The organism is Thioalkalivibrio sp. ALE22 (assembly GCF_000381445.1).
GTDB lineage: Bacteria > Pseudomonadota > Gammaproteobacteria > Ectothiorhodospirales > Ectothiorhodospiraceae > Thioalkalivibrio.
Genome location: NZ_KB906503.1, coordinates 1 through 19,703 on the forward strand (window position 1 = coordinate 1; position 19,703 = coordinate 19,703).

General features: G+C 64.9%; 14 protein-coding genes. 5 read left to right on the plus strand and 9 right to left on the minus strand.

The genetic code is table 11. The annotated features are described in order from the left end of the window. Window positions 1-203: 203 nt before the first annotated feature. Together F793_RS13355 and F793_RS0106175 are read right to left on the minus strand one after the other, a co-directional pair. Window positions 204-536, minus strand: a complete 333-nt coding sequence (locus F793_RS13355) for an RES family NAD+ phosphorylase (protein ID WP_231368876.1) — start codon at window positions 534-536, stop codon at window positions 204-206. 52 nt (window positions 537-588) lie between these two features. Then, the gene (locus tag F793_RS0106175) at window positions 589-960 is read right to left on the minus strand and encodes an antitoxin Xre/MbcA/ParS toxin-binding domain-containing protein (protein ID WP_026280458.1); all 372 of its coding nucleotides are present in this window, start codon (window positions 958-960) and stop codon (window positions 589-591) included. Between the two features lie 643 nt (window positions 961-1,603). Between F793_RS0106175 and F793_RS0106180 the strand changes: the two genes are divergently transcribed. From F793_RS0106180 to F793_RS0106200, 5 genes are all read left to right on the plus strand, one after another. Continuing rightward, on the plus strand, window positions 1,604-2,962 hold the full coding sequence (locus F793_RS0106180; RefSeq protein ID WP_018881778.1) for a calcium-binding protein: 1,359 nt from the start codon (window positions 1,604-1,606) through the stop codon (window positions 2,960-2,962). 272 nt (window positions 2,963-3,234) lie between these two features. Continuing rightward, entirely contained in the window at window positions 3,235-3,882 is a 648-nt protein-coding gene (locus F793_RS0106185; protein WP_026280822.1) for a hypothetical protein, read from the plus strand. 449 nt (window positions 3,883-4,331) lie between these two features. Beyond that, window positions 4,332-8,345, plus strand: a complete 4,014-nt coding sequence (locus tag F793_RS0106190) for a calcium-binding protein (protein WP_018881776.1) — start codon at window positions 4,332-4,334, stop codon at window positions 8,343-8,345. Between the two features lie 137 nt (window positions 8,346-8,482). Continuing rightward, window positions 8,483-10,636, plus strand: a complete 2,154-nt coding sequence (locus F793_RS0106195; RefSeq protein WP_018881775.1) for a type I secretion system permease/ATPase — start codon at window positions 8,483-8,485, stop codon at window positions 10,634-10,636. 8 nt (window positions 10,637-10,644) lie between these two features. Next, window positions 10,645-12,069: an HlyD family type I secretion periplasmic adaptor subunit gene (locus tag F793_RS0106200; protein WP_018878188.1), complete on the plus strand. Its 1,425-nt coding sequence runs from the start codon at window positions 10,645-10,647 to the stop codon at window positions 12,067-12,069. A 52-nt stretch (window positions 12,070-12,121) separates the two neighbouring features. Here F793_RS0106200 and F793_RS0106205 read toward each other — a convergent pair whose 3' ends face one another. The 7 genes from F793_RS0106205 to F793_RS0106235 all read right to left on the minus strand — a co-directional run bounded on the left by F793_RS0106205 (window position 12,122) and on the right by F793_RS0106235 (window position 19,673). Further along, window positions 12,122-13,672, minus strand: coding sequence for an FMN-binding glutamate synthase family protein (locus tag F793_RS0106205; protein WP_018881774.1), 1,551 nt, complete (start codon window positions 13,670-13,672; stop codon window positions 12,122-12,124). Window positions 13,673-13,789: 117 nt separating this feature from the next. Continuing rightward, window positions 13,790-14,242 (minus strand): hypothetical protein, encoded by a 453-nt coding sequence (locus F793_RS0106210; protein ID WP_018881773.1) that lies wholly within the window; start codon window positions 14,240-14,242, stop codon window positions 13,790-13,792. A 69-nt stretch (window positions 14,243-14,311) separates the two neighbouring features. Then, window positions 14,312-14,698, minus strand: coding sequence for a hypothetical protein (locus F793_RS0106215; RefSeq protein ID WP_018881772.1), 387 nt, complete (start codon window positions 14,696-14,698; stop codon window positions 14,312-14,314). A 132-nt stretch (window positions 14,699-14,830) separates the two neighbouring features. After that, on the minus strand, window positions 14,831-15,721 hold the full coding sequence (locus tag F793_RS0106220; RefSeq protein ID WP_018881771.1) for a PfkB family carbohydrate kinase: 891 nt from the start codon (window positions 15,719-15,721) through the stop codon (window positions 14,831-14,833). Window positions 15,722-15,739: 18 nt separating this feature from the next. Beyond that, window positions 15,740-17,026, minus strand: coding sequence for a GGDEF domain-containing protein (locus F793_RS0106225; protein WP_018881770.1), 1,287 nt, complete (start codon window positions 17,024-17,026; stop codon window positions 15,740-15,742). Between the two features lie 87 nt (window positions 17,027-17,113). After that, window positions 17,114-17,995 carry an endonuclease/exonuclease/phosphatase family protein gene (locus tag F793_RS0106230; RefSeq protein ID WP_018881769.1) on the minus strand — a complete coding sequence of 294 codons (882 nt, stop codon included), beginning with the start codon at window positions 17,993-17,995 and terminating at the stop codon, window positions 17,114-17,116. A gap of 37 nt (window positions 17,996-18,032) precedes the next feature. Then, the gene (locus tag F793_RS0106235; protein WP_018867698.1) at window positions 18,033-19,673 is read right to left on the minus strand and encodes an acetolactate synthase large subunit; all 1,641 of its coding nucleotides are present in this window, start codon (window positions 19,671-19,673) and stop codon (window positions 18,033-18,035) included. Between the last annotated feature and the right edge of the window lie 30 nt (window positions 19,674-19,703).

A 19,703-nucleotide genomic window follows, 5' to 3' on the forward strand; every position in this document is an offset into this window, starting at 1 on the left:
TCCAGAACCTGCTGGACCGCCTCGCGCACCAGCGTGCGCATCAGTTCCTCGTCTGTCCCCAATAACGCTCGCAGTGACGTGCGATCCGCAGTAGCCTGGCTCTTGTGAGTGGTCATGGTCTCGCCCTCCTTGAGGGGTTCAGGTGGTCGCTAACCAACCCGAATACCATGGCCGCTCACCTCCTGCCAGCTTCTGCACACAACTCAGCACACTACTAGCCAGGCGACGCTGAAGACCGTGAGCGATTCGTGGGCGTCAGGTAACGGTGTACCCGGGGACGACTCGAAAAAGTGCCGCCGCCAGTAGCTGAACTCGGCCAGTCCAGTGCGGACAGCTTCGGCACAGTAGAAGACACCCTCCCCCTCCTGTGGCCGGCGGAACCGGGAACCGAACGGTGATGGCGGATAGCGGAACGGCGTCTTGAGGAGGTAATGCAGATGTGCCGTATCGGCGGGAAAGGCGGGCTTGGTCTCCTCCAGGATCGCCTCCAGCACTTCCTGCTCGTCCCGGGTATTCACGAGCTTCCGGGTGGACACGGTGTACTGATGCTCCACCACCCGCCAACCCTCGCCGTTCGCAGGCGCGGCTTCAGATGCGAGCGCGGTGTGCGTCCACATACTCGACTACGCGAGCCAGCCCCGCCACATTGCTCACCAGATCTCCCGGAACATCGTGCAGGTCGGTATTGGGGTTGTGCATCCAGGCCCGAAGGGAGCGCTCGTCGCCGGCCGTAATGGCGTCAAGTCCACGGTAGAGACGGACCAGCAGGGCCGCGATCTCCCAATGCTTGGTGCGCTCGTCCAGGAAATAATCACCGGCGTACATGCGGCTGATTGTAGCGGGGCTCAGCCCCAGGGCCCGAGCCAGTTCCGACTGTTTCATCCCGAGCCGTGCCGCGGCCTGCGCGACGGCCCTGGTGAGTACCACCTTGCGCTGCTCCGCGTTTGCCATTTGTTCCATATGGCCCTCCCAGGGCAAGAACGGGTATTTCTATAGAAAATATAGGCCACCAACCTTCCTGAGGAAAACACATCGCGTAGGCGGTAAGTCGCACTGTGCTATTTGGCTGGAGTGGGGTGCGCGGCGAAACAGGGGTAGTTGACGATGACGGTGCCTGAACGGGATGTTCAGACTTGCCCCTTTTGCCGCATCCGGCGATCAGCCTGGAGTAGAACCACCTGCGCGAGGCCCTTACCCGCGCCGACCAGGCGCTCTACCAGGTCAAGGACCACGGGCGTAACCGGACAGAACGGGTCCAGCCAGAGCCCGCCACCACCTGAAGCAGCGGCGGCTTGTGCGCGAGCCAGGCGCTCATTTGGCTTGCCTTGACACGGATCCAAAGCCCATTCAGCATCCGCAGCCTTATTCATGGAAAGGGATTGTCCATGACCTCGCCACGGATTGGCGCGTCCACACTTCGAGAAGGACCCGGCTGCGGAGGCCCTGCCAGCATTCCATGGGCAGGCCCTAGTGAGTTCGGGTGTCTCGCGTACGACCGACCTGAGGCTTCTTGGTCCTGCAGCTTCGGCCGGTGCCCCTCGCAATCGACCCCTGCGCACGTGAACTGGGCTGTTACTGCCCGGGTCACCCGGAAGGCGATCGCATGAAGCCGGCCCTGGTTACCGTATTGCTGGTGCTGGCCGGACTGGGTGCCGGGTACGCGTACGTGCCCGATGTTCGCAACGGCATAAACCAGTTTGCGGTCGAGTTTGCCGACGGGTTCGAGCGAGGATACTTCGCAGCCACGGGCCGCTCATTCTCGATGGGGCGGTCCTCGAGTGACGGCTCGCCGGAACCTGCATCCGGGGATTCTCAACGGCAGCCGGATTCGTCGTCCTTTAGCGATCATTCTGGTCGGGACCTTCTGGAGTCCGCCGGATCCGAGCCGGATCTCCAAGGCTATGGTCGCGTGCCGGATCTTCGCAAAGCCCTGGAGTATGACGAGAACGGGCGGTTGCGCGAACACCTCGACGCCTTTCAAGACGAGCTCGACGTGCAGGCTCGTCGCGCACGCATGAAGGACTTGCTGTTCGAGTGGGCCGGCGCCGCCGACGTCGACCCGGAAGGCCGCGGGCCCAACATCGATGGCCGCAAGCTGGCCACGCTGGAGGCCTTTCTGGAGCGGGATTTCCGCCAGCAGGGGAGCCCGAATCCGCGCCCCGGCGGTGCCGCTGAGCTGCACAAGGCCTTCGACATCCTGAAAACCGAGATGTACAGCCAGCTCATGCGGCAAACGCACTTGGCGCCCTATTTCGATGCGATCGCCTTTCGCGTGAACGCATCCGGTCTCGGCTTCGACTTCTCCGACACAACAAGCAACCTGCAGGAAACCTTCGCGCGTGACTCGGCCCGGGGGCTGACCGACCTGTTCGAGTTTGAACGGGCTGGCGGCGAGCGCCTGCGGGCAATGGGCTTCGATCCCTACCGCCTGATGCGCGACTGGCTGCTCGAGGCCGGGAACGACCCTGCTCTACAGAGAGAGCTAATGGCGCTGGGCTGGGATGCGGTGCGCATGGACGGCCAGGGCACGGCGGTGCGCGAGATCGTGATGGCGCATGAGGGTGGCGCATCGCTGAAGGCCGGACCCAGCGGCGACTGGCTGCTCGGCGGGGAGGGCGACGACACCCTGCATCCCGGACCCGGTGATGACCTCCTGTACGGCGGAGCCGGCAACAATACCTACCGGTTCGGCGTCGGCAGCGGCCACAACACCCTGATCGAGATGTACGGAGACCGCGGCCGTAGCGTGATCGAAGTGGCTCCGGGTGTTCGCGCCGAAGACCTCGATATCCAGATGGAAGGCCACGCACTGATCCTCGCCCACCGCAACGGCGAGGACAGCATCCGCATCCAGAACTGGTTTGGCTCCATCCACCCCAAGCGCCACAGCCTGCACGCCGTGCGTCTTGCCGACGGAGAGAACATCGATCTCCCCGATCCATCATTCCGCGTCAGACCGTAAAGGGTGAGCAACGTGTCGCAACAGATCAGCCACGCAATTTCCATGAGACGGATGCCTGATTTGCTCGCAGATCGCCGAGCGCCCGCGGGTCTAGGAATTGCTTGTTGGGCCGCTCGGCGCAGCTCGAAGGAAGGGGTTCTGCGTCTTTACCGGGTGCGGCCCATAGGGCGAACTGTTTGGTTTTCCCTCGAAGGTTCGCGCCAGACATTCGGTCTTCCCTTTGGAGTTTTTCAAGGCCTCGCGGTGCTGTCTCCTGCCGTAGAGCGCGTGGCATGGGCATGAAGCAATACATCATTGATTGGTTGGAGGGTGTGCCCGGGTCTACCGACGACCAAGATCGCCGATGGTGTCGTCTGCGATGGGGATTGGTGGGTGTTGCTGTGCTGGCGAAGGTTTTGCTGTGGTACGTCCTGTATCACATGGACGTGAATAACCCGCCCCCTTGGCTGAGTATCCCGGCCGACTGGTTGCTTGCCAATGTTCCTGCAGCCCAAGGACGTACCAATTTCAATTTTAGTCTCAGAGACCAGATGCCGTATATTTTCGCCATCGGATTTGCTTATTCGGTTGTGGTTGCGGCTTCATTTCTGTTCTTTAATCATCGCCGAATGGTGGTCGCCGGGATAATAAAGATTCTTGATGACGGCATTTCCCCCAAGATGGTATTTGGCTTGCTATTCGGTTGGGTCCCGATGCTAGTGATCGTCTATATCGGGCTATATGCGTTTTCTTCTGATGTGACCCATTCCGCTGACAAGATCGGCCTCTCGAGCATGCAAGAGATCCCTTTCATGGTAATGATTTATTGGGTCCCAATGTACGGTTTTATCGGTGCAATACTTGGCCAGCATCTTGTGTTTTTTCGTGATGTCGTGGTCCGCGCTCTGCGTGGTCCGGATACACGCTTTACAGGGAGGTAAACAGTATGTCAGATCATGATGATAGGCTTTGGTATTATGATGATGAAGGGGTGTTAAATATTGTTGTCACCCCTAATCCACCTGATGAGTCTGATGATTCTTCGCCAAGCGGAACCGATGTCGTTAGTGCCATATCATCGGCAAGCGATATATTTCTTAGTTCCCTTCAAGACGTTGGGAAGAAATTTGGGGGAATGTCAAACGATGATCTGAAATCATTCAAAGCGTTTTCGAACACGCGGGCCGGCGCTTTGAGTATCATGCATCTTGGGATAGCTGCAGCGGAAGGCGACTCGTCAAAGGTCGCCAAGGTTGCGGCGAGCATCGCAGTTGGGGTGGCTGTCTCCGCCGGCACGGGTGTTGTGTTAGCCGCAGTATTCCCTGCGGCAGCTACAGCTGCCATTGCCGCGACGGCAGGTGCTATTGCTGGGCATTTTGCAGGGGAATGGTTGAAAGACGAGCGGGTCACCGATTGGCTGCGTGATAATCTGAATTCGATCAATGATCAGACTGACGCCGCGACCGAGTGGTTCGGGAATCAGTGGGATAGCGTCACGGAAAGCGTTGCGGGTGTCTTTGAGGGCACGAAAGAGGCGGTGGCCGATACGTGGGACGATTCGGTGGACTGGGCCCAGGCTGCGGCCGATGCGGTTCGGGATATGATCCGGTCTGCCTGGGGCTTTTTCTGGACCGATGCCTTCATCGACGACGTGCGCGACTTCTTCAACCGCGGCGAGTCCCACGCCTCTCCCATCATCCTGGATCTGGACGGCAACGGCATTTCCACGCTGGGTCTGGATGCCGGGGTGCAGTTCGACCATAACGGGGACGGATTTGCGCAGGCGACCGGCTGGGTGGGGCCGGAGGATGCGCTGCTAGCGATGGACCTGACCGGGAACGAGGAGATCGAGACCGGCAGCGAGCTGTTCGGTAACGCCAGCGAGATTGAGGAAGGCGTGACAGCCATGAATGGCTTCGAGGCGCTGGCGATCCACGACACCAATGGCAACGGCCGCATCGACCCGGGCGACGAGGCCTGGGGTGAACTGCGCCTGTGGCAGGACGCGAACGGTAACGGTGTGGTCGACGAGGGCGAGCTGCTGACCCTCGACGAAGTCGGCATCGGCTCCATCGACCTCGGTTACACCAACTCCACCTACGTGGACGAGCACGGCAACGAGCACCGTCAGATCGGGCGGTTCGAGTGGGCCGACGGCCGCGAAGGCGAGGCGACGGACGTGTGGTTCATCCAGGATACGGCCATCACCGAGGCGCGTGAGCGCCTGGGCGTGCCAGAGGCCATCGCCATCCTGCCCGACCTGATGGGCTATGGCGAGGTGCATGACCTGCATCAGGCGCTGGTGCGGGACGAGAGCGGACAGTTGCGCGGGGAGGTTGAGGCCTTTATGGCCGAAACCGACGTGAAGGCGCGCGAAGCCCGCATGGAGAGCCTGCTGTACGAGTGGGCGGGCGTCAGTGACGTGGACCCGGAGGGCCGGGGATCCCATATCGACGGGCGCAAGGTCGCCACACTGGAGGCCTTCCTGGGGCGGGAGTTCCGTCAGCACGGGAGTCCAAACCCGAGGGTCATGGCCTCGGGGGAGCTGCGTGCGGCCTTCGACATCCTGCAGACCACCATGTATGCACAGATGATGCGCCAGACCCACCTGGCGCCCTATCTGGAAGGGATGGACCTGGTCTTCGATGAAGACGGCATCCGTATCGACTTCGCGGGCACCACGGAGGCCCTGAACCAGCAGTTCGATGCCGACCCGGCCCGTGGCGTGGCGGATCTTCTGGAACTGCAGCGTGCCATCGGCGAACAGCTCTCACCCATGGGCTTCGACAGCCATGGCCTGCTGCGCGACTGGCTCGCACAGGCCGGTGATGACCCGGCCGTGCTGGAGGCCCTGGCCGACTTCGGCTGGGACGGGGTGCGCACCGACGGCGAAGGCACGGCCGCGTCCGAAATTGTGTTCGCGAGCAACGACGGGGTGGAGCTTACCGCCGGCTCCGGTGGCGACTGGGTGCTGGGCGGTGATGGCGACGACGTGCTGCAGGCGGGCTCGGGCGACGACATCCTCTACGGCGGCTCTGGTAACAACACCTACCGCTTCGATGTGGGCCAGGGTCATAACACCATCATCGAAATGCATGGCGATGAGGGTCATAGCGTGCTGGAGTTCGGCCCGGAGATCCGCGCCGGCGATCTGGACATCCGTGCGGAGGGCAGTTCGCTGGTGCTGGCGCACAGCAACGGCCGCGACAGTGTCACCATCGAAAACTGGTTTGGTAGCGCCGATTCCGAGCGCCACCGGATCAACACCCTTCGTTTCGCCGATGGTCATAGCTTCGATCTGTCCGCGTTGCAGCTCGGCTCGACCGAGGGTGACGAGCTGACCGGCGGGGAGGAGAACGCCATCCTGGTCGGCAACGAGGGCGAGAACATCCTGACCGGCGGGACCGGCGACAACTGGCTGCACGGCGGCCGGGATGCCGACGTCCTGGTGGGCGGCGACGGCGACAACCTGTTCGTGGTGCGGCATCGGGATGATCAGGTGATCGCGGAATCGGGGGATGGCACCAACACGGTGCAGTCGCATGTGTCGTTCACCCTGTCCGACAACCTGCACAACCTGACGCTGCTGGGCCGCAGCGGGATCAGTGCCACCGGCAACGAGCTGGACAATGTTTTGATTGGCAACTCCGGCAACAACCGGCTCGACGGGGTGGCGGGTGCCAACACCATGATCGGCGGCCGCGGCAACAACACCTACGTGGTGCACAGCGCCGATGACGTGGTGATCGAGAAGCCCGGCGAAGGCAACGACACGGTCGAGTCGCATATCGACTACGTCCTGCCGGATAACGTGGAGAACCTGCACCTGCAGGGCAGCGAGGATCTTCACGGGACCGGCAACGAGCTGAACAACGAACTCATCGGCAACACCGGCGACAACGTCCTGAACGGGGTCGAGGGCAACAACTACATCGACGGCCGTGGCGGCGCCAACATCATGATCGGTGGCGCGGGCGATGATACCTACGTGGTACGCAGCGACGATGACGTGGTGATCGAAAAACCCGGCGAGGGTAACGACACCGTCCACTCCTACATCGACTATGCCCTGCCAGAGAACGTGGACAACCTGACGCTGATGGGCAGCGGGGATCTCGATGGCACGGGCAACGAACTCGACAACGTGATAATCGGCAACACCGGCGACAACGTGCTGAACGGCGTGGAGGGCGACAACTACATCGACGGCCGCGCCGGTGCCAACATCATGATCGGCGGCGCGGGCGACGACATTTACGTGGTCAACAGCGAAGACGACGTGGTGATCGAGCAGCCCGGCGAGGGCCACGACACCATCCGCTCCTCGGTCACCTACACCCTGCCCGACAACGTCGAGGACCTGATCCTCACCGGCTCGTCCGACATCGACGGCACCGGCAACGTGCTGGACAACTACCTCCAGGGCAACAACGGCGACAATGTCCTCAACGGTGTGGCCGGCGCGAACGTGATGGCCGGCGGCCGCGGTGACAACACCTACATCCTCAACAGCGAGGAGGACGTGGTCATCGAGAAGCCGAACCAGGGCACGGACACGGTGATCAGCCCGTTCGACTACACCCTGCCGGACAACGTGGAGAACCTGACGCTGGTCGGAGACGCCCGGGTCGGGCGTGGCAACGATGAAGACAACATCATCATCGGCACCGAGCGCCCCAGTCACCTCTATGGCGTGAGCGGCAACAACGTGCTGATCGGGGGCGGGCGCTCCGCCAACTTCCTGTATGGCGGTGACGGGGACAACACCTATGTGGTGAGCAATCCGGGCACCAAGGTGATTGCCCAGGAGAATGGCGGCACGGATACGGTGAAGGCGGAGACCCACTTTCGCCTGCCCGATCATGTCGAGAATCTCACGCTGATCGGGGATGGCGATTATCGCGGTTGGGGCAACGAGCTCGACAACGTCCTGATCGGCAATGACGGCGATAACGTGCTGCGCGGTGAAGGCGGCGACAACTTCATCCACGGCGGTCGCGGCAACAATGTCCTGTACGGGGGTGCCGGGAGCGATACCTACTTCTTCGAACGCGGCGATGGCCACGACCGCATTGTGGAGCGCGCCCGCGACCCGGGCGAGGACACGCTGCTCCTGGGCGAGGATATCGCGGCGGACCAACTCTGGTTCCGGCAGGATGGCCGCGATCTGTCGGTGGAGGTTATCGGCACGGACGATCGCATCACGGTCGACTCGTGGTTCGGGCCGCAGGGCGAGACCCTGGATCAGGTCGAGCTTTCGAGTGGCGAGGTCCTGACGGCATCAGAGGTGAATAACCTGGTGCAGGCCATGGCGGCATTCGACCCGCCGGGGGCCGACGAGAGCCGTATTCCCGAGGCGTACCGGGAGCAGCTACAGCCCGTCGTCGCATCCGCATGGCAGTGACCGAGTAGCCCTTCGTGGGGGGGCGGCGCTTACGCGCCGGCCCACTTTCTACACAGGACATCCGGCGGCCCGCGACACGGGGCCGCCGCTTTTTGCATGCCAGCGCCAGGATGCCGTTGGCATAACAGTGAGGCAGCATGGATTCGCCAGGGAAGGCGGCCACGGACTCGCACAGCGAGAACGGGGCCATCGATACGGGACTGACCGCGCTCGCGATGCTGGCGCAGTATCACGGCGTGGCCGCCAACCCGGCACAGCTGCGCCACGAGTTCGCGCCGGATGGCCAGCCGTTCGATGGCGACCACATCCTGTGCGGTGCCCGGCACCTCGGCCTGAAGGCCAAGCGGGTGCGGACCACGCTTTCGCGCCTCGATCGCACGCCGCTGCCCGCGATCGCGCACGCCGTGGACGGGCGCTTCTTTGTGCTGGCGCGCGCCGGGGAACAGGACGTGTTGGTCCAGCACCCCGGTCGTGGGCGCGCCGAACGCATCACGCGCGAGGCGCTGGAAGAACTGTGGACGGGGGATCTGATCCTGTTCACCTCGCGGGCCTCGCTGACGGCCGAGCTTGGCAAGTTCGACTTCACCTGGTTTGTGCCCGCGCTGGTCAAGCACCGAAAGCTGCTGGGCGAGGTGCTGCTGGCCTCGTTCTTCCTGCAGATCTTCGCATTGGTCACACCCCTGTTCTTCCAGGTGGTGATGGACAAGGTGCTGGTGCACCGCAGCCTGACCACGCTGGACGTCTTGGCCATCGGGTTGCTGGCGGTCATGGTGTTCGAGGTGGTGCTGTCCGGCCTGCGCAGCTATGTGCTGGCGCACACGGCCAGTCGCATCGACGTCGAGCTTGGGGCCAGTCTGTTCCGGCACCTGATCAACCTCCCCATGGGGTATTTCGAATCGCGGCGTGTGGGCGATTCGGTGGCGCGCGTGCGGGAGCTGGAGAACATCCGCGAGTTCCTGACGGGCAACGCGCTCACGTTATTGCTCGATCTGTTCTTCTCCGTGGTCTTCATCGCGGTCATGCTGTTTTACAGCGGCTGGCTGACGCTGATCGTCCTCGCCTCGCTGCCCCTGTACGTGCTGATCTCCGTGCTGATCACGCCGCCGCTGCGGGCGCGCCTGCACGAGAAGTTCAACCGCGGGGCGGAGAATCAGGCCTTTCTGGTCGAGAGCATCAACGGCATCGACACGCTCAAGTCGATGGCGGTGGAGCCGCAGACCACCAAGAAGTGGGATGAACAGCTGTCCGGCTATGTATCCGCCGGACTTCGCACGACCCGTCTTTCGACCATCGCGCGCGAGTTGATCTCGCTGGTGGGCAAACTGGTGACCGTGGGCACGCTGTGGCTGGGTGCGCGTCTGGTGATCGAGGGAGACCTGACCGTGGGTCAGCTGATTGCCTTCAACATGCTGGCCGCTCGGGTCGCCCAGCCGATCATGCGCCTGGCCAATATGTGGACGGACTTCCAGCAGGTCGGGATTTCCATGCAGCGTCTGGGCGACATCCTCAATGCGCCCACGGAGTCCTCCTTTGCCAACCGCAGCAGCCTGCCGCGACTGGAGGGAAGGATCGAGTTCGACCAGGTGCATTTCCGCTATCGTCCCGACGGGCCCGAGGTCCTGCGCGGTGTGAGCCTGGAGATCCCCCCTGGCCAGGTAATTGGCGTGGTCGGACGTTCGGGTTCCGGCAAGAGTACGCTGGCGAAGCTGATTGCCCGCATGCATGTCCCGGAGCGCGGGCGTGTTCTGGTCGATGGCACCGATCTCGCGGTCGCCGAGATCAGTTCGCTGCGCCGGCAGGTCGGGGTCGTGCAACAGGAAAACATGCTGTTCAATCGCAGCATTCGCGAGAACATCGCCCTGGCCAGCCCCGGCGCCCCGCTGGAGCAGGTGATGACCGCCGCCCGGCTGGCGGGCGCACATGACTTCATTCTGGAAACACCAGAGGGATACGACACAACGGTTGGCGAGCACGGCTCGAGCCTCTCCGGCGGGCAGCGCCAGCGGATCGCGATTGCCCGTGCGCTGATGAATGACCCGCGCATCCTGATCTTCGACGAGGCCACCAGCGCACTGGACTACGAGTCGGAACGGGTCATCCAGCAGAATATGGAGCGGATTGCTCGCGGGCGGACGGTCATCATCATCGCCCACCGCCTGAGTGCCGTGCGCAGGGCCGACCGCATCATCGCGATGGATCATGGGCAGATTGTCGAATCGGGCTCGCACGACGAACTGGCCCAGCGGCCGGGCGGGATCTATGCCGGCCTGCTGAGTCTGCAGCGCGAGTGAGGTGACCCATGGGGATGCTGCGCCAGGCCTGGGGTGACATTGGCGGCCGCTATCGGCGGGTGTTCGCGCGTGCGTGGGCGCGTCGCCGGGAAATGGATCCGCCCCGGCGGCAGCCCTACGAGCAGGAGTTCCTTCCCGCAGCGATGTCGCTGCAGGAAACGCCGATCCACCCGCTACCTCGGGTGATCATGGGTGTGATCGTGCTTTTGGCCGTACTCACGGTGATCTGGGCCACGCTCGGGCAGATGGACATCGTTGCGGTCGCGGAGGGCCGCGTGGTGCCCGATGGCCGCACCCAGACCATTCAGGCGACCGAAACCGCCAGCGTGCATGCCATCCACGTTCGCGATGGACAGCGCGTGCAGGCGGGAGAAATTCTCGTCGAACTGGACCCGACCCTGCCCGGCGCCGATCTGGAACGCCTGGGTGTGGAATATCGGTCCGCGCGTCTGGCAGTCGCCCGGTCGGAAGCCTTTCTGGAGGCCCTCGAGACCGACGCGGGCATCCCGCTCCTGAACACCAACTACCCCGTCCCGGAAGACGCCCGGCAGATCGAGGAGCGCGTGCTGGTCGGGCATGTCCATCACTACCGGGCGCGCATCCAGCAACTCAATGCGGAAACCGCGCGCCGCGAGCAGGAGATGGAAGCCACGCGGGCGATGGTGATCAGCCTGGAAAACACCATCCCGATTATCCGGCGCCGCAGCGAAGATCTGCGGCAGTTGTCCGATCAGGGCATGGCCGCCGCGCACGAGCAGCTGGAGCTGCAACAGAACTACATTGAGACGACGCACCAGCTAGCCGCGCAGCGGGCCCGTCTCGCCGAGGCCGAAGCGGCACTGCATGAGGTTCGGGAGCAGCGAAAGGCCCTGCAGGCGGAGAGCCGCCGCGAGGCGCTGGATACCCTGCACCGGGCACGATCGGATGCCGAAACCCTGCGCCAGGAACTGATCAAGGCCCGCCGTCTGGATGACCTGACACGCTTGCGCGCCCCCGTGGATGGAACCGTGGAACAACTGGCCGTGCACACGGTGGGTGGTGTCGTGGAGCCCGCCAGTCCGCTCATGGTCGTGGTCCCCGTGGATGGCGCAGTGGAAGTCGAGGCTACCCTGCCCAACAAGGACATCGGGTTCGTGCGGGCCGGCCAGGAGGCCGAGGTGAAACTGCAGACCTTCCCCTACACCCGCTACGGCACGATCGATGGCGTGGTCACGGACGTATCGCAGGACGCGGTACAGGATGAACACCAGGGCCTCGTGTTCGTGGTGCGTGTGCGTCTGGAAAAGGACACCGTGGACGTTCATGGCGAGGGCGTGCGCATCGCCCCGGGCATGATGGCCACCGTCGAGATCAAGACCGGCTACCGCCGGATCATCGAGTATTTCCTGGCACCGCTGCTGCGCGCTGCCAGCGAGAGCCTCGGCGAACGTTAAGAGGACCGGAGCGATTGAGCTTCCCGTGTGGTGCGGGGGTGGGAGCCTCCTACTACGGGTCTTGGGGGCGTAGGGAGTGTGAAATAGCGGACTGCACCTTGGGGCCCGTGAGGCTTTCTGTCAGTTTGGGGTAGAAGGCGTCCAGTGGGACGGACTGCCCGTGGCTGGCGATGATGCGGGCGTGGAAGCGCTCCAGTTCGCGGGGTTCGTGGACGCCGCAGGAGTGCGCGATTACCTCGACTTCGTGGATGGTGTTGCGGACGTAGTGGGCGACGCGCACGGCCTTGTGGGTCGGGTCCAGGCCCTGCTGAAGGCGGGGATTGTGGGTGGTGATGCCGGTGGGGCAGGTGTCCTTGTTGCACTGCATGGCCTGGATGCAGCCGAGGGCGAACATAAAGCCGCGCGCGGACACCGCGAAATCGGCGCCTACGCAAAGCGCCCAGCCTACGTCGGTGGGCGTGACCAGCTTGCCGGAGGCGATCACCCGGATGCGCTCGCGCAGTGCGTAGCGCTCGAGGATGTCGACCACCATCGGCAGACTCTCGCGCAGGGGCAGTCCCATGCTGTCCATCAGGGCCCCGGGGGCCGCCCCGGAGCCGCCGTCCGCTCCGTCCACGGTTACGAAATCGGGTGCGGCCGTGGGGCCGCGGTCTAGGATTTCCTGGCACAGGGTTTCCAGCCAGCCGTAGGCACCGACCACAAACTTGATCCCGGTGGGTTTTCCGGTCGTCGCGCGTACGTCCGCGATCAGGTCCAGAAGATCCGGCACGCTGTCGACTTCGACATGGCGGTTGGGGCTGTTAGAGTCGAGGCCGATCGGGATGCCGCGAATCCGCGCGACCTCCTCGGTAACCTTGCGTCCCGGCAGCAGCCCGCCCTTGCCGGGTTTGGCTCCCTGGCTCAGCTTGATCTCGAACATGCGTACTGGCGCCAGGGTGGCAATCTCTCTTAGTCGGTCATGATCCAGCCGCCCGTCCGGGGTCCGCACCCCGTACTTGGCCGTGCCGATCTGGAACACGAGGTCGCATCGGGCCTCGAGGTGGTAGGGCGACAGGCCGCCTTCGCCGGTATTAAGCCAGCAGCCCGCGCGGGCGGCACCCTCTGCAAGGGCCTGCACCGCGGGCCGGGAGATGGCCCCGTAGCTCATGCCCGAGATGTTGAACAGCGAGGGCGCCGCATAGGGATGGGGACAATGTGGCCCGATGACCAGGGGTTCGCTGCTGGCCGCATCGGTTGCCAGAGTGGGAAACGGGCAGTTGACAAAGAACACCGACCCGACCGGCGTGAGATCACGCGTGGACCCGAAGCTTGCGGTGGTGTCCAGGTCCTTGGAGGCCCGGTAGACAAAGCTGCGTTGCGCGCGGTTGAAGGGCAACTCCTGGCGGTCCATCGCAAAGAAGTACTGCCGGAAGAACTTGCCGAGATGTTCCAGGAGGTAGCGCAGGCGGCCGATCACGGGGTAGTTGCGGCGGATCGCCTGGGTCCGCTGGGTGCGGTCGATTACATAGACCACCGCCAGCGCAGCGATCACGCTGCCCACCACGAAGATGAACAGCAGCGACATGAATTCCATCAGGCCCATCAGCCAGCCGGACTGTCCCATGGGGGGCTCTCTTCGGGTAACACCCGGGCGTATGGTTATGGATCAGTATTGGCGTTCCGCCGCGCGGGCGTAAGGCTCGGCCGTCCGGCAGGCCTGCTCCAGGGTCCGGGATTGCATTCAGGGGCCGCCGACGGCCATCTCGCCGACCCACTGTCCGCCCTGGTAATCCAGCCAGAGGGTGCGCGGCACCATGCGCAGGGCCCCCGCACTGGAGAGTTCGCGGCGGGCGGGATAGCCGGCTGCGAAGTCCTCCGGTGAGCAGACATCGGACTCCACCGTGCGGGCACGCACATGGAGCCGAGGGCCGGCCACGACGAAATCGGAGGCGGGTGGGGTCTCGTAAAACAGCACCCGCTTCTTCACCACGCAAGAGAAATACAACTGCATCTCGACGTAGAGGGGGGTTGCCCGGTCTTCCACGGCTTCGAGCGCCCGGTCGGTCCAGTGAATGTGGATGGTGCGGCCGCGGATCATCACGGTGGTGGTCAGTCGATAGGGGTGCAGCCAGCGGTCGATATGCGGCAGTGGGTTGAAACCCGCTGCAGAAGAATAGGTATGTCGCAGGGCCATGAAGGTCTCCTCGTGCGCGCAGGACCCCGGGCCACCGGAGGTTTCCGTGTGGCCCGGATATCTGGCGGCTCAGCCGTCGGCGGGGCCGACGTTGTCCAGTTCGTACCAGGGGGTCGGGTTGATCGGGCAGCGATACCGGAAGCCGTCCTCGCTGATCGTGACTCGGGCCGATCCAGTCTCGCCCGGCTGCAGCGGGAACATCGCCAGGGTTTCCTCGGTGCGGTGATTCTGGACCTGGAAACCGGCGACCTTGCCAGCCTTGTTGGTGACCACGAACTCGTACTCACCCGCCTTCAGGTCGGCGAGGGTTTCTTCCGCGGCAAAATAGCCGTTGTGCTGTTCCAGGTGGATGCGAGTGATGTGCTCGGCGGTTGCCGTGGCCGAGAACGCCAGGGCGACGGGCAGGACCAAGCTCAGCGCCAGGTTCTTGATGTGTGTGCGGGTGGAATGATTCATGACGATTTCTCCTCTTCGGCTTTCGAACGGGCGATCCGTCGGTGATCGCCCTGTCCTGTACCGTAGAGGGGGCCGCGTGCGCGGGATATGCCGCGCCGTGCGGTCTTTGTGTCCCGGCGACCCGGCGTGTCGTCAGGCCCGGGGCCACTCGCGCGTGGCTTGCTGGTAGAAGGCCGGGTCGTCGGTGGTGGCGCCCTGCAGGGTGCAGACGGAGGCGGCAAACCGGAGGGCGCGCTCCAGGGTGGTCGCCCAGGGCCAGGCGTTCCGCAGCCCGATGATGGCGACGCTGGCGAAGGCGTCGCCGGCGCCCACGGCGTCGCGGAACCCGTCGACGGGCGGTGCGGGTGCCTGCCAGTGCTGGCCATCGGGCTCGTGGATGGCGGCACCACCGGCCCCGTGGGTGACGATCAGGGCGGAGCGGATCGCGGCCCGTTCGAGCAGCGCGGTCGGGCGCTCGGCCTCGGCGACATCCGGGGCCAGGGTCGCGGCCTCGTCGGTGTTCAGCTTCACCACGTCGGCGCCGCGGATCAGCGCGAGGACGTCATCGGTGTCGTACCACGGCGTCCGCAGGTTCACGTCGACGAAGCGCTGGCGTGAGCGGGCCCGCAGGCGTTCCAGCAGCTCGCGATTGCCGGTGCGCAGGGCCAGCGTCCCGTGATAGAGGAGCATGGCCGTAGCCGGCAGCTGCTCCGCCCAGTCCGCCGGGACGTCGTCATAGGCCTGGCTGGGGACGATGGTGTAGCTCGGCTCGCCCTGCTCCAGGGTGACGCGTACCTCGCCGGTTGGGGCCGTGGGGTGCTGGTACAGCCCGCGTGTATCCATCCCGATGTGGTGCATGCGTTCCCGCACGCGGCGGCCATCGGCGTCGTCGCCGATGCCGCCCACGAAGCAGGCGGCGGCACCCAGCTGATGCAGGTTCCAGGCGACGTTAAAGGGTGCGCCGCCGAGGACGCGTGTGCCGTCGGGGAAGCCGTCGAACAAGACCTCGCCGAAGATCAGATGGGATGGCGGCGTGCCGCGCATGGCGTCTCCCGGGATCGGTCAGTCGTTGGCGCGTTCAATGCGGTCGCGCCCGCGTTTCTTGGCCTGGAGCAGGGCGTGGTCGGCCGCGTCGAAGATCGACTCCGGGGGCGCGGCGGGATTGATGCCGGCGAGGCCCGCGGAGATGGTGACCTTCAGCCGGGTGTTCCCGGCGCGCACGATCAGGCGATCGACCGCCTCGCGGATAGTGTCCGCCTGTGTATGGGCGGCCGCGGGCTCGCGGTAGAGGATCATCACGAATTCCTCGCCGCCGTAGCGCGCGACGAAGTCGGGTGCGCGGACCCCTTCGGCCAGGATCTCGGCGACCGCCCGCAGGACCTTGTCGCCCGCGCTGTGCCCGTACTCGTCGTTGATGGTCTTGAAGTGGTCGATGTCCCAGACCAGCAGGGAGGCGGCGCCGGCCTTTTTCAGTTCCGCCGGGAGCTGGGCCAGGCGCTGTTCGAAGGCGGTGCGGTTGGGCAGGCCGGTCAGGCTGTCGCGCGTGGCCTCGGCGCGGGCCTGTTCCAGGCGCGTGCGCAGGGCCTGCACCTGGCCCTCCAGACTGCGGCCCTTGGAGCGCAGGGCGCGGTTGCGCTCCAGTGCTGCCAGCAGCTCGCTTTCCTGTTCATCGCGAAAGGTGGTGACCCGTTCCACCATGCGGTCGAGGCCGCGGCTGACCTCGGTGCGCAGGGTCGCCAGATCGTCGACGTCGACGACCCGGCCCTTGATATGGGCGACATCGCCGGAGATCCCGGCATGCAGCTCGGACACGGATTCGCGGGCGCGTTCGCCGCGGGCCTCGTCCTCGGACAAGGCGGTGTCGACATCCTCGAGGCGGTGCCAGATCTCGCCGACGACCTCGGTGAGCTCCTCGCGCTCGGTCATGGCCTTCTGGCACTTGTCGTGCAGGACCGTGAACAGACGGTTGAGGGTGCGTTCGATCTCCGCCTTGTCGCGGCGGTCGGCGGCCCGGGTCAGGGCGTCCACCTCGGAATCGAGGAACTCGAAGCCGTGCAGGCCGCGGCGCACCACCTCGAGGATGCCCTCGGCAAGATCCGGGCGATGGTCGCTGGAACGTACCGCGTCAGCGAGCTGGCCGCTCAGGCGGTCCAGCCAGGCGGTGTCGCCGGGGTCGGACTCGATGGCCCGGGTCAGGTCGCGGACCGCGCCCTCCAGTGCCGGCACCTTGGCGGACACCACCGCAAGCGAACGCAGCGCGACTCGGCGGATCGTGTCCTGCAGGGCCCGTTCCCGGTCCAGCGAGCGTTCGAGCTCGATGATGGTTCTACGCAGATCGCTGTCGGACATCGGGAAATCCCGGAAAGGAGGCGTGTCTATTTAAACGCGGAATACGGGTACATGCCACCGGGATCGTACCCGTATACGGGCAACGGTTTAGTGCGCTGGATCATGAAGGGCCTGGCGCTGCGGCAGTTCGATCTCGATGCCGACCGGGAGATGGTCGGACAGCGCAACGTTGTAGACGCGCACGTCGCTGACATGCAGGTCGGGGGTCAGCAGGATGTGGTCGAAGACCAGGCGCGGGTCCCAGGCGGGGTAGGTCGCGGGGCAGGCCATTGGCTCCATCAGGCCGGTGCGCGCGACCAGCTGGCGCAGTTCCTCACTGTCCTGCTGGCAGTTGAGATCGCCCATGACCACCGCGTGGGGGAGGTCCTGAATGTGTTCCGCGACGTAGGCCAGCTGGGACTTGCGGGTCCGCTTGCCGAGGGCGAGGTGCAGCAGGAACAGGACCAGTTCGTCTCCGTCGCCCATCGCGTAGTGCGCCTCGATCGCGCCGCGTCCCGGCAGGGCGCCTGGCAGGCGGTGCATCTCGACCCGGTCCGGCTCCAGACGCGAGAACAGGGCCAGGGAGTGCTTGGCGAACTGCCCGAGATCCCGGTTGATCCGGTTGTAGGTGTACGGGAACTGCGCGCGCTCGGAGAGATAGGACGCCAGATCGACGAAATTGCTGCGGATGCTGCCGCCGTCCAGTTCCTGCACGCCGACGATATCGAACTCGGAGATGAACCGCGCGACCCGGTCCAGGTTGTCCATGCGCCCGCCATAGGGGAGCACGTGCTTCCAGCTGTTGGTGACGTAGTGATGCAGGCGGGAGGAGTGGATGCCCACCTGGGCATTGAAGCTCAGCAGACGCAGGCGCTGGCTGCCCTGTTCGTGCTGGTAGCTCAGTTGTTCCGGGATGGCGGTTTCCGGTTGCGCCTCGCCTTCGGGGCCGGGGGGCGTGGCAAGACGGTCGCCGGGCGCGATCGACGTCATCGCGAGAGGTCTCCTGCTGGAGGGAAAGTCCGTGTTCTCAGAATGGACAAACCAGTTCGCCCAAACGTTCCGTCAGCTTCATGTTCTCGCTGTAGTCGACCGGGCAGTCGATCACGGTCACGCCCGGCTCCACCAGGGCCTCGCGCAGGGCCATTTCGAGGCTGTCTCCCGGTTCGATACGAACGCCGCGGGCGCCGAAGGCGCGGGCCAGCTGGACGAAATCCGGGTTGCCGAATTCGACGAAGGCCTTGCGCCCGTACTCGCGGACCTGCTTCCACTCGATCAGGCCGTAGGCGTTGTCGTTCCAGATCAGCACCACGAAATTCAGGCCCAGCCGGACCGCGGTCTCCAGCTCCTGCACGTTCATCAGGAAGCCGGCATCGCCGGTGACGGCGACGACCTGGCGTTCGGGATGGAGCTTGGCCGCGGCGATGGCGCCGGGCAGCGCGATCCCCATGCTGGCGAAGCCGTTGGAGATCAGGCAGGTGTTGGGTAGCTCGCAGCGGAACATGCGCGCCATCCAGAGCTTGTGGGCGCCGACATCGGTGATCATGATCGCGTCGAGATCCGCCGCGGTGCGCAGGTCCCAGATCAGCTTCTGTGGCTTGAGCGGCACCTGGGTGTCGTCGCGGTGCTCGTTCATGTCCTCGATCAGGCTCTGGCGCAGCGGGCGCAGGATGGTCTCCTCGCGCGGACTGACCTGCTCGGCCAGACGGTGCAGACAGGTCGTCAAATCCCCGAGGACCTCGGCCGTCACGTTGTAGTGGCCGTCGATCTCGGCCGGGGCCGAATCGATGTGGATCAGGGTGCGGTCGCCGTCCGGATGCCAGAAGCTCGGCGGGTATTCGACCAGGTCGTAGCCGATGCAGACGATCACATCGGCCTTGTGGAAGCCGAAGTTCACGAAGTCCTGGCTCTGCAGCCCGACCGAGCCGAGCGCCAGCGGGTGGCGGAACGGCAGTACGCCCTTGGCCATGAAGGTATTGGCCACCGGGATGTTCAGCGCGCTGGCGAGCGTGGCCAGGGCCCCGCTGGCGCCGGAGCGGATCACACCGTTGCCGGCGAGGATCAGCGGGTGGTGGGCCTCGTTCAGCAACCGGGCCGCGGCCTCCAGCGAGGCGTCGGCCGGCACGGCCGCCGGGCCGGCGTGGACCGGCAGGGGCGGGTTGGGGCACGGCTGCGAGGCGATGTTCTCGGGTAGTTCGAGGAAGCTGGCCCCGGGTTTGCCGCCTTCGGCCCACTTGAAGGCCTTGCGCACCACCTCCGGGAGAATCTCGGGCTCGACCACGCTGGAGCTGTACTTGGTGATCGGCTGGAACAGGCCCTTCAGGTCGAGGACCTGATGCGATTCCTTGTGCAGGCGGTGGGTGCTGGCCTGGCCGGCAATCGCGACCAGCGGCGCGTGATCCATATTGGCGTCGGCAACGCCGGTGATCAGGTTGGTGGCGCCGGGACCCAGGGTCGCGAGGCAGACGCCCGCCTTGCCCGACAGGCGCCCGTGGACGTCGGCCATAAAGGCGGCGCCCTGTTCGTGGCGCGTGGTGACGAATTCGATGGAGGAGTCGGCCAGGGCATCGAGAACGGCCATGTTCTCCTCGCCCGGCAGACCGAAGATGCGTTCGACGCCCTCCTGCTCGAGGCATTCGACCAGGCGCTGGGCGGTGGTCGGCGTGCTCATGCTGAAGGCGCCCCGGCGGCCCGCGGCATA

Bases quoted from the DNA above. Each gene is read 5' to 3' on its own strand.
- F793_RS0106175 (WP_026280458.1), bottom strand. From the start codon at position 960: ATGGAACAAATGGCAAACGCGGAGCAGCGCAAGGTGGTACTCACCAGG.
- F793_RS0106180 (WP_018881778.1), top strand. From the start codon at position 1,604: ATGAAGCCGGCCCTGGTTACCGTATTGCTGGTGCTGGCCGGACTGGGT.
- F793_RS0106185 (WP_026280822.1), top strand. From the start codon at position 3,235: ATGGGCATGAAGCAATACATCATTGATTGGTTGGAGGGTGTGCCCGGG.
- F793_RS0106195 (WP_018881775.1), top strand. From the start codon at position 8,483: ATGGATTCGCCAGGGAAGGCGGCCACGGACTCGCACAGCGAGAACGGG.
- F793_RS0106200 (WP_018878188.1), top strand. From the start codon at position 10,645: ATGGGGATGCTGCGCCAGGCCTGGGGTGACATTGGCGGCCGCTATCGG.
- F793_RS0106205 (WP_018881774.1), bottom strand. From the start codon at position 13,672: ATGGGACAGTCCGGCTGGCTGATGGGCCTGATGGAATTCATGTCGCTG.
- F793_RS0106210 (WP_018881773.1), bottom strand. From the start codon at position 14,242: ATGGCCCTGCGACATACCTATTCTTCTGCAGCGGGTTTCAACCCACTG.
- F793_RS0106215 (WP_018881772.1), bottom strand. From the start codon at position 14,698: ATGAATCATTCCACCCGCACACACATCAAGAACCTGGCGCTGAGCTTG.
- F793_RS0106220 (WP_018881771.1), bottom strand. From the start codon at position 15,721: ATGCGCGGCACGCCGCCATCCCATCTGATCTTCGGCGAGGTCTTGTTC.
- F793_RS0106225 (WP_018881770.1), bottom strand. From the start codon at position 17,026: ATGTCCGACAGCGATCTGCGTAGAACCATCATCGAGCTCGAACGCTCG.
- F793_RS0106230 (WP_018881769.1), bottom strand. From the start codon at position 17,995: ATGACGTCGATCGCGCCCGGCGACCGTCTTGCCACGCCCCCCGGCCCC.
- F793_RS0106235 (WP_018867698.1), bottom strand. From the start codon at position 19,673: ATGAGCACGCCGACCACCGCCCAGCGCCTGGTCGAATGCCTCGAGCAG.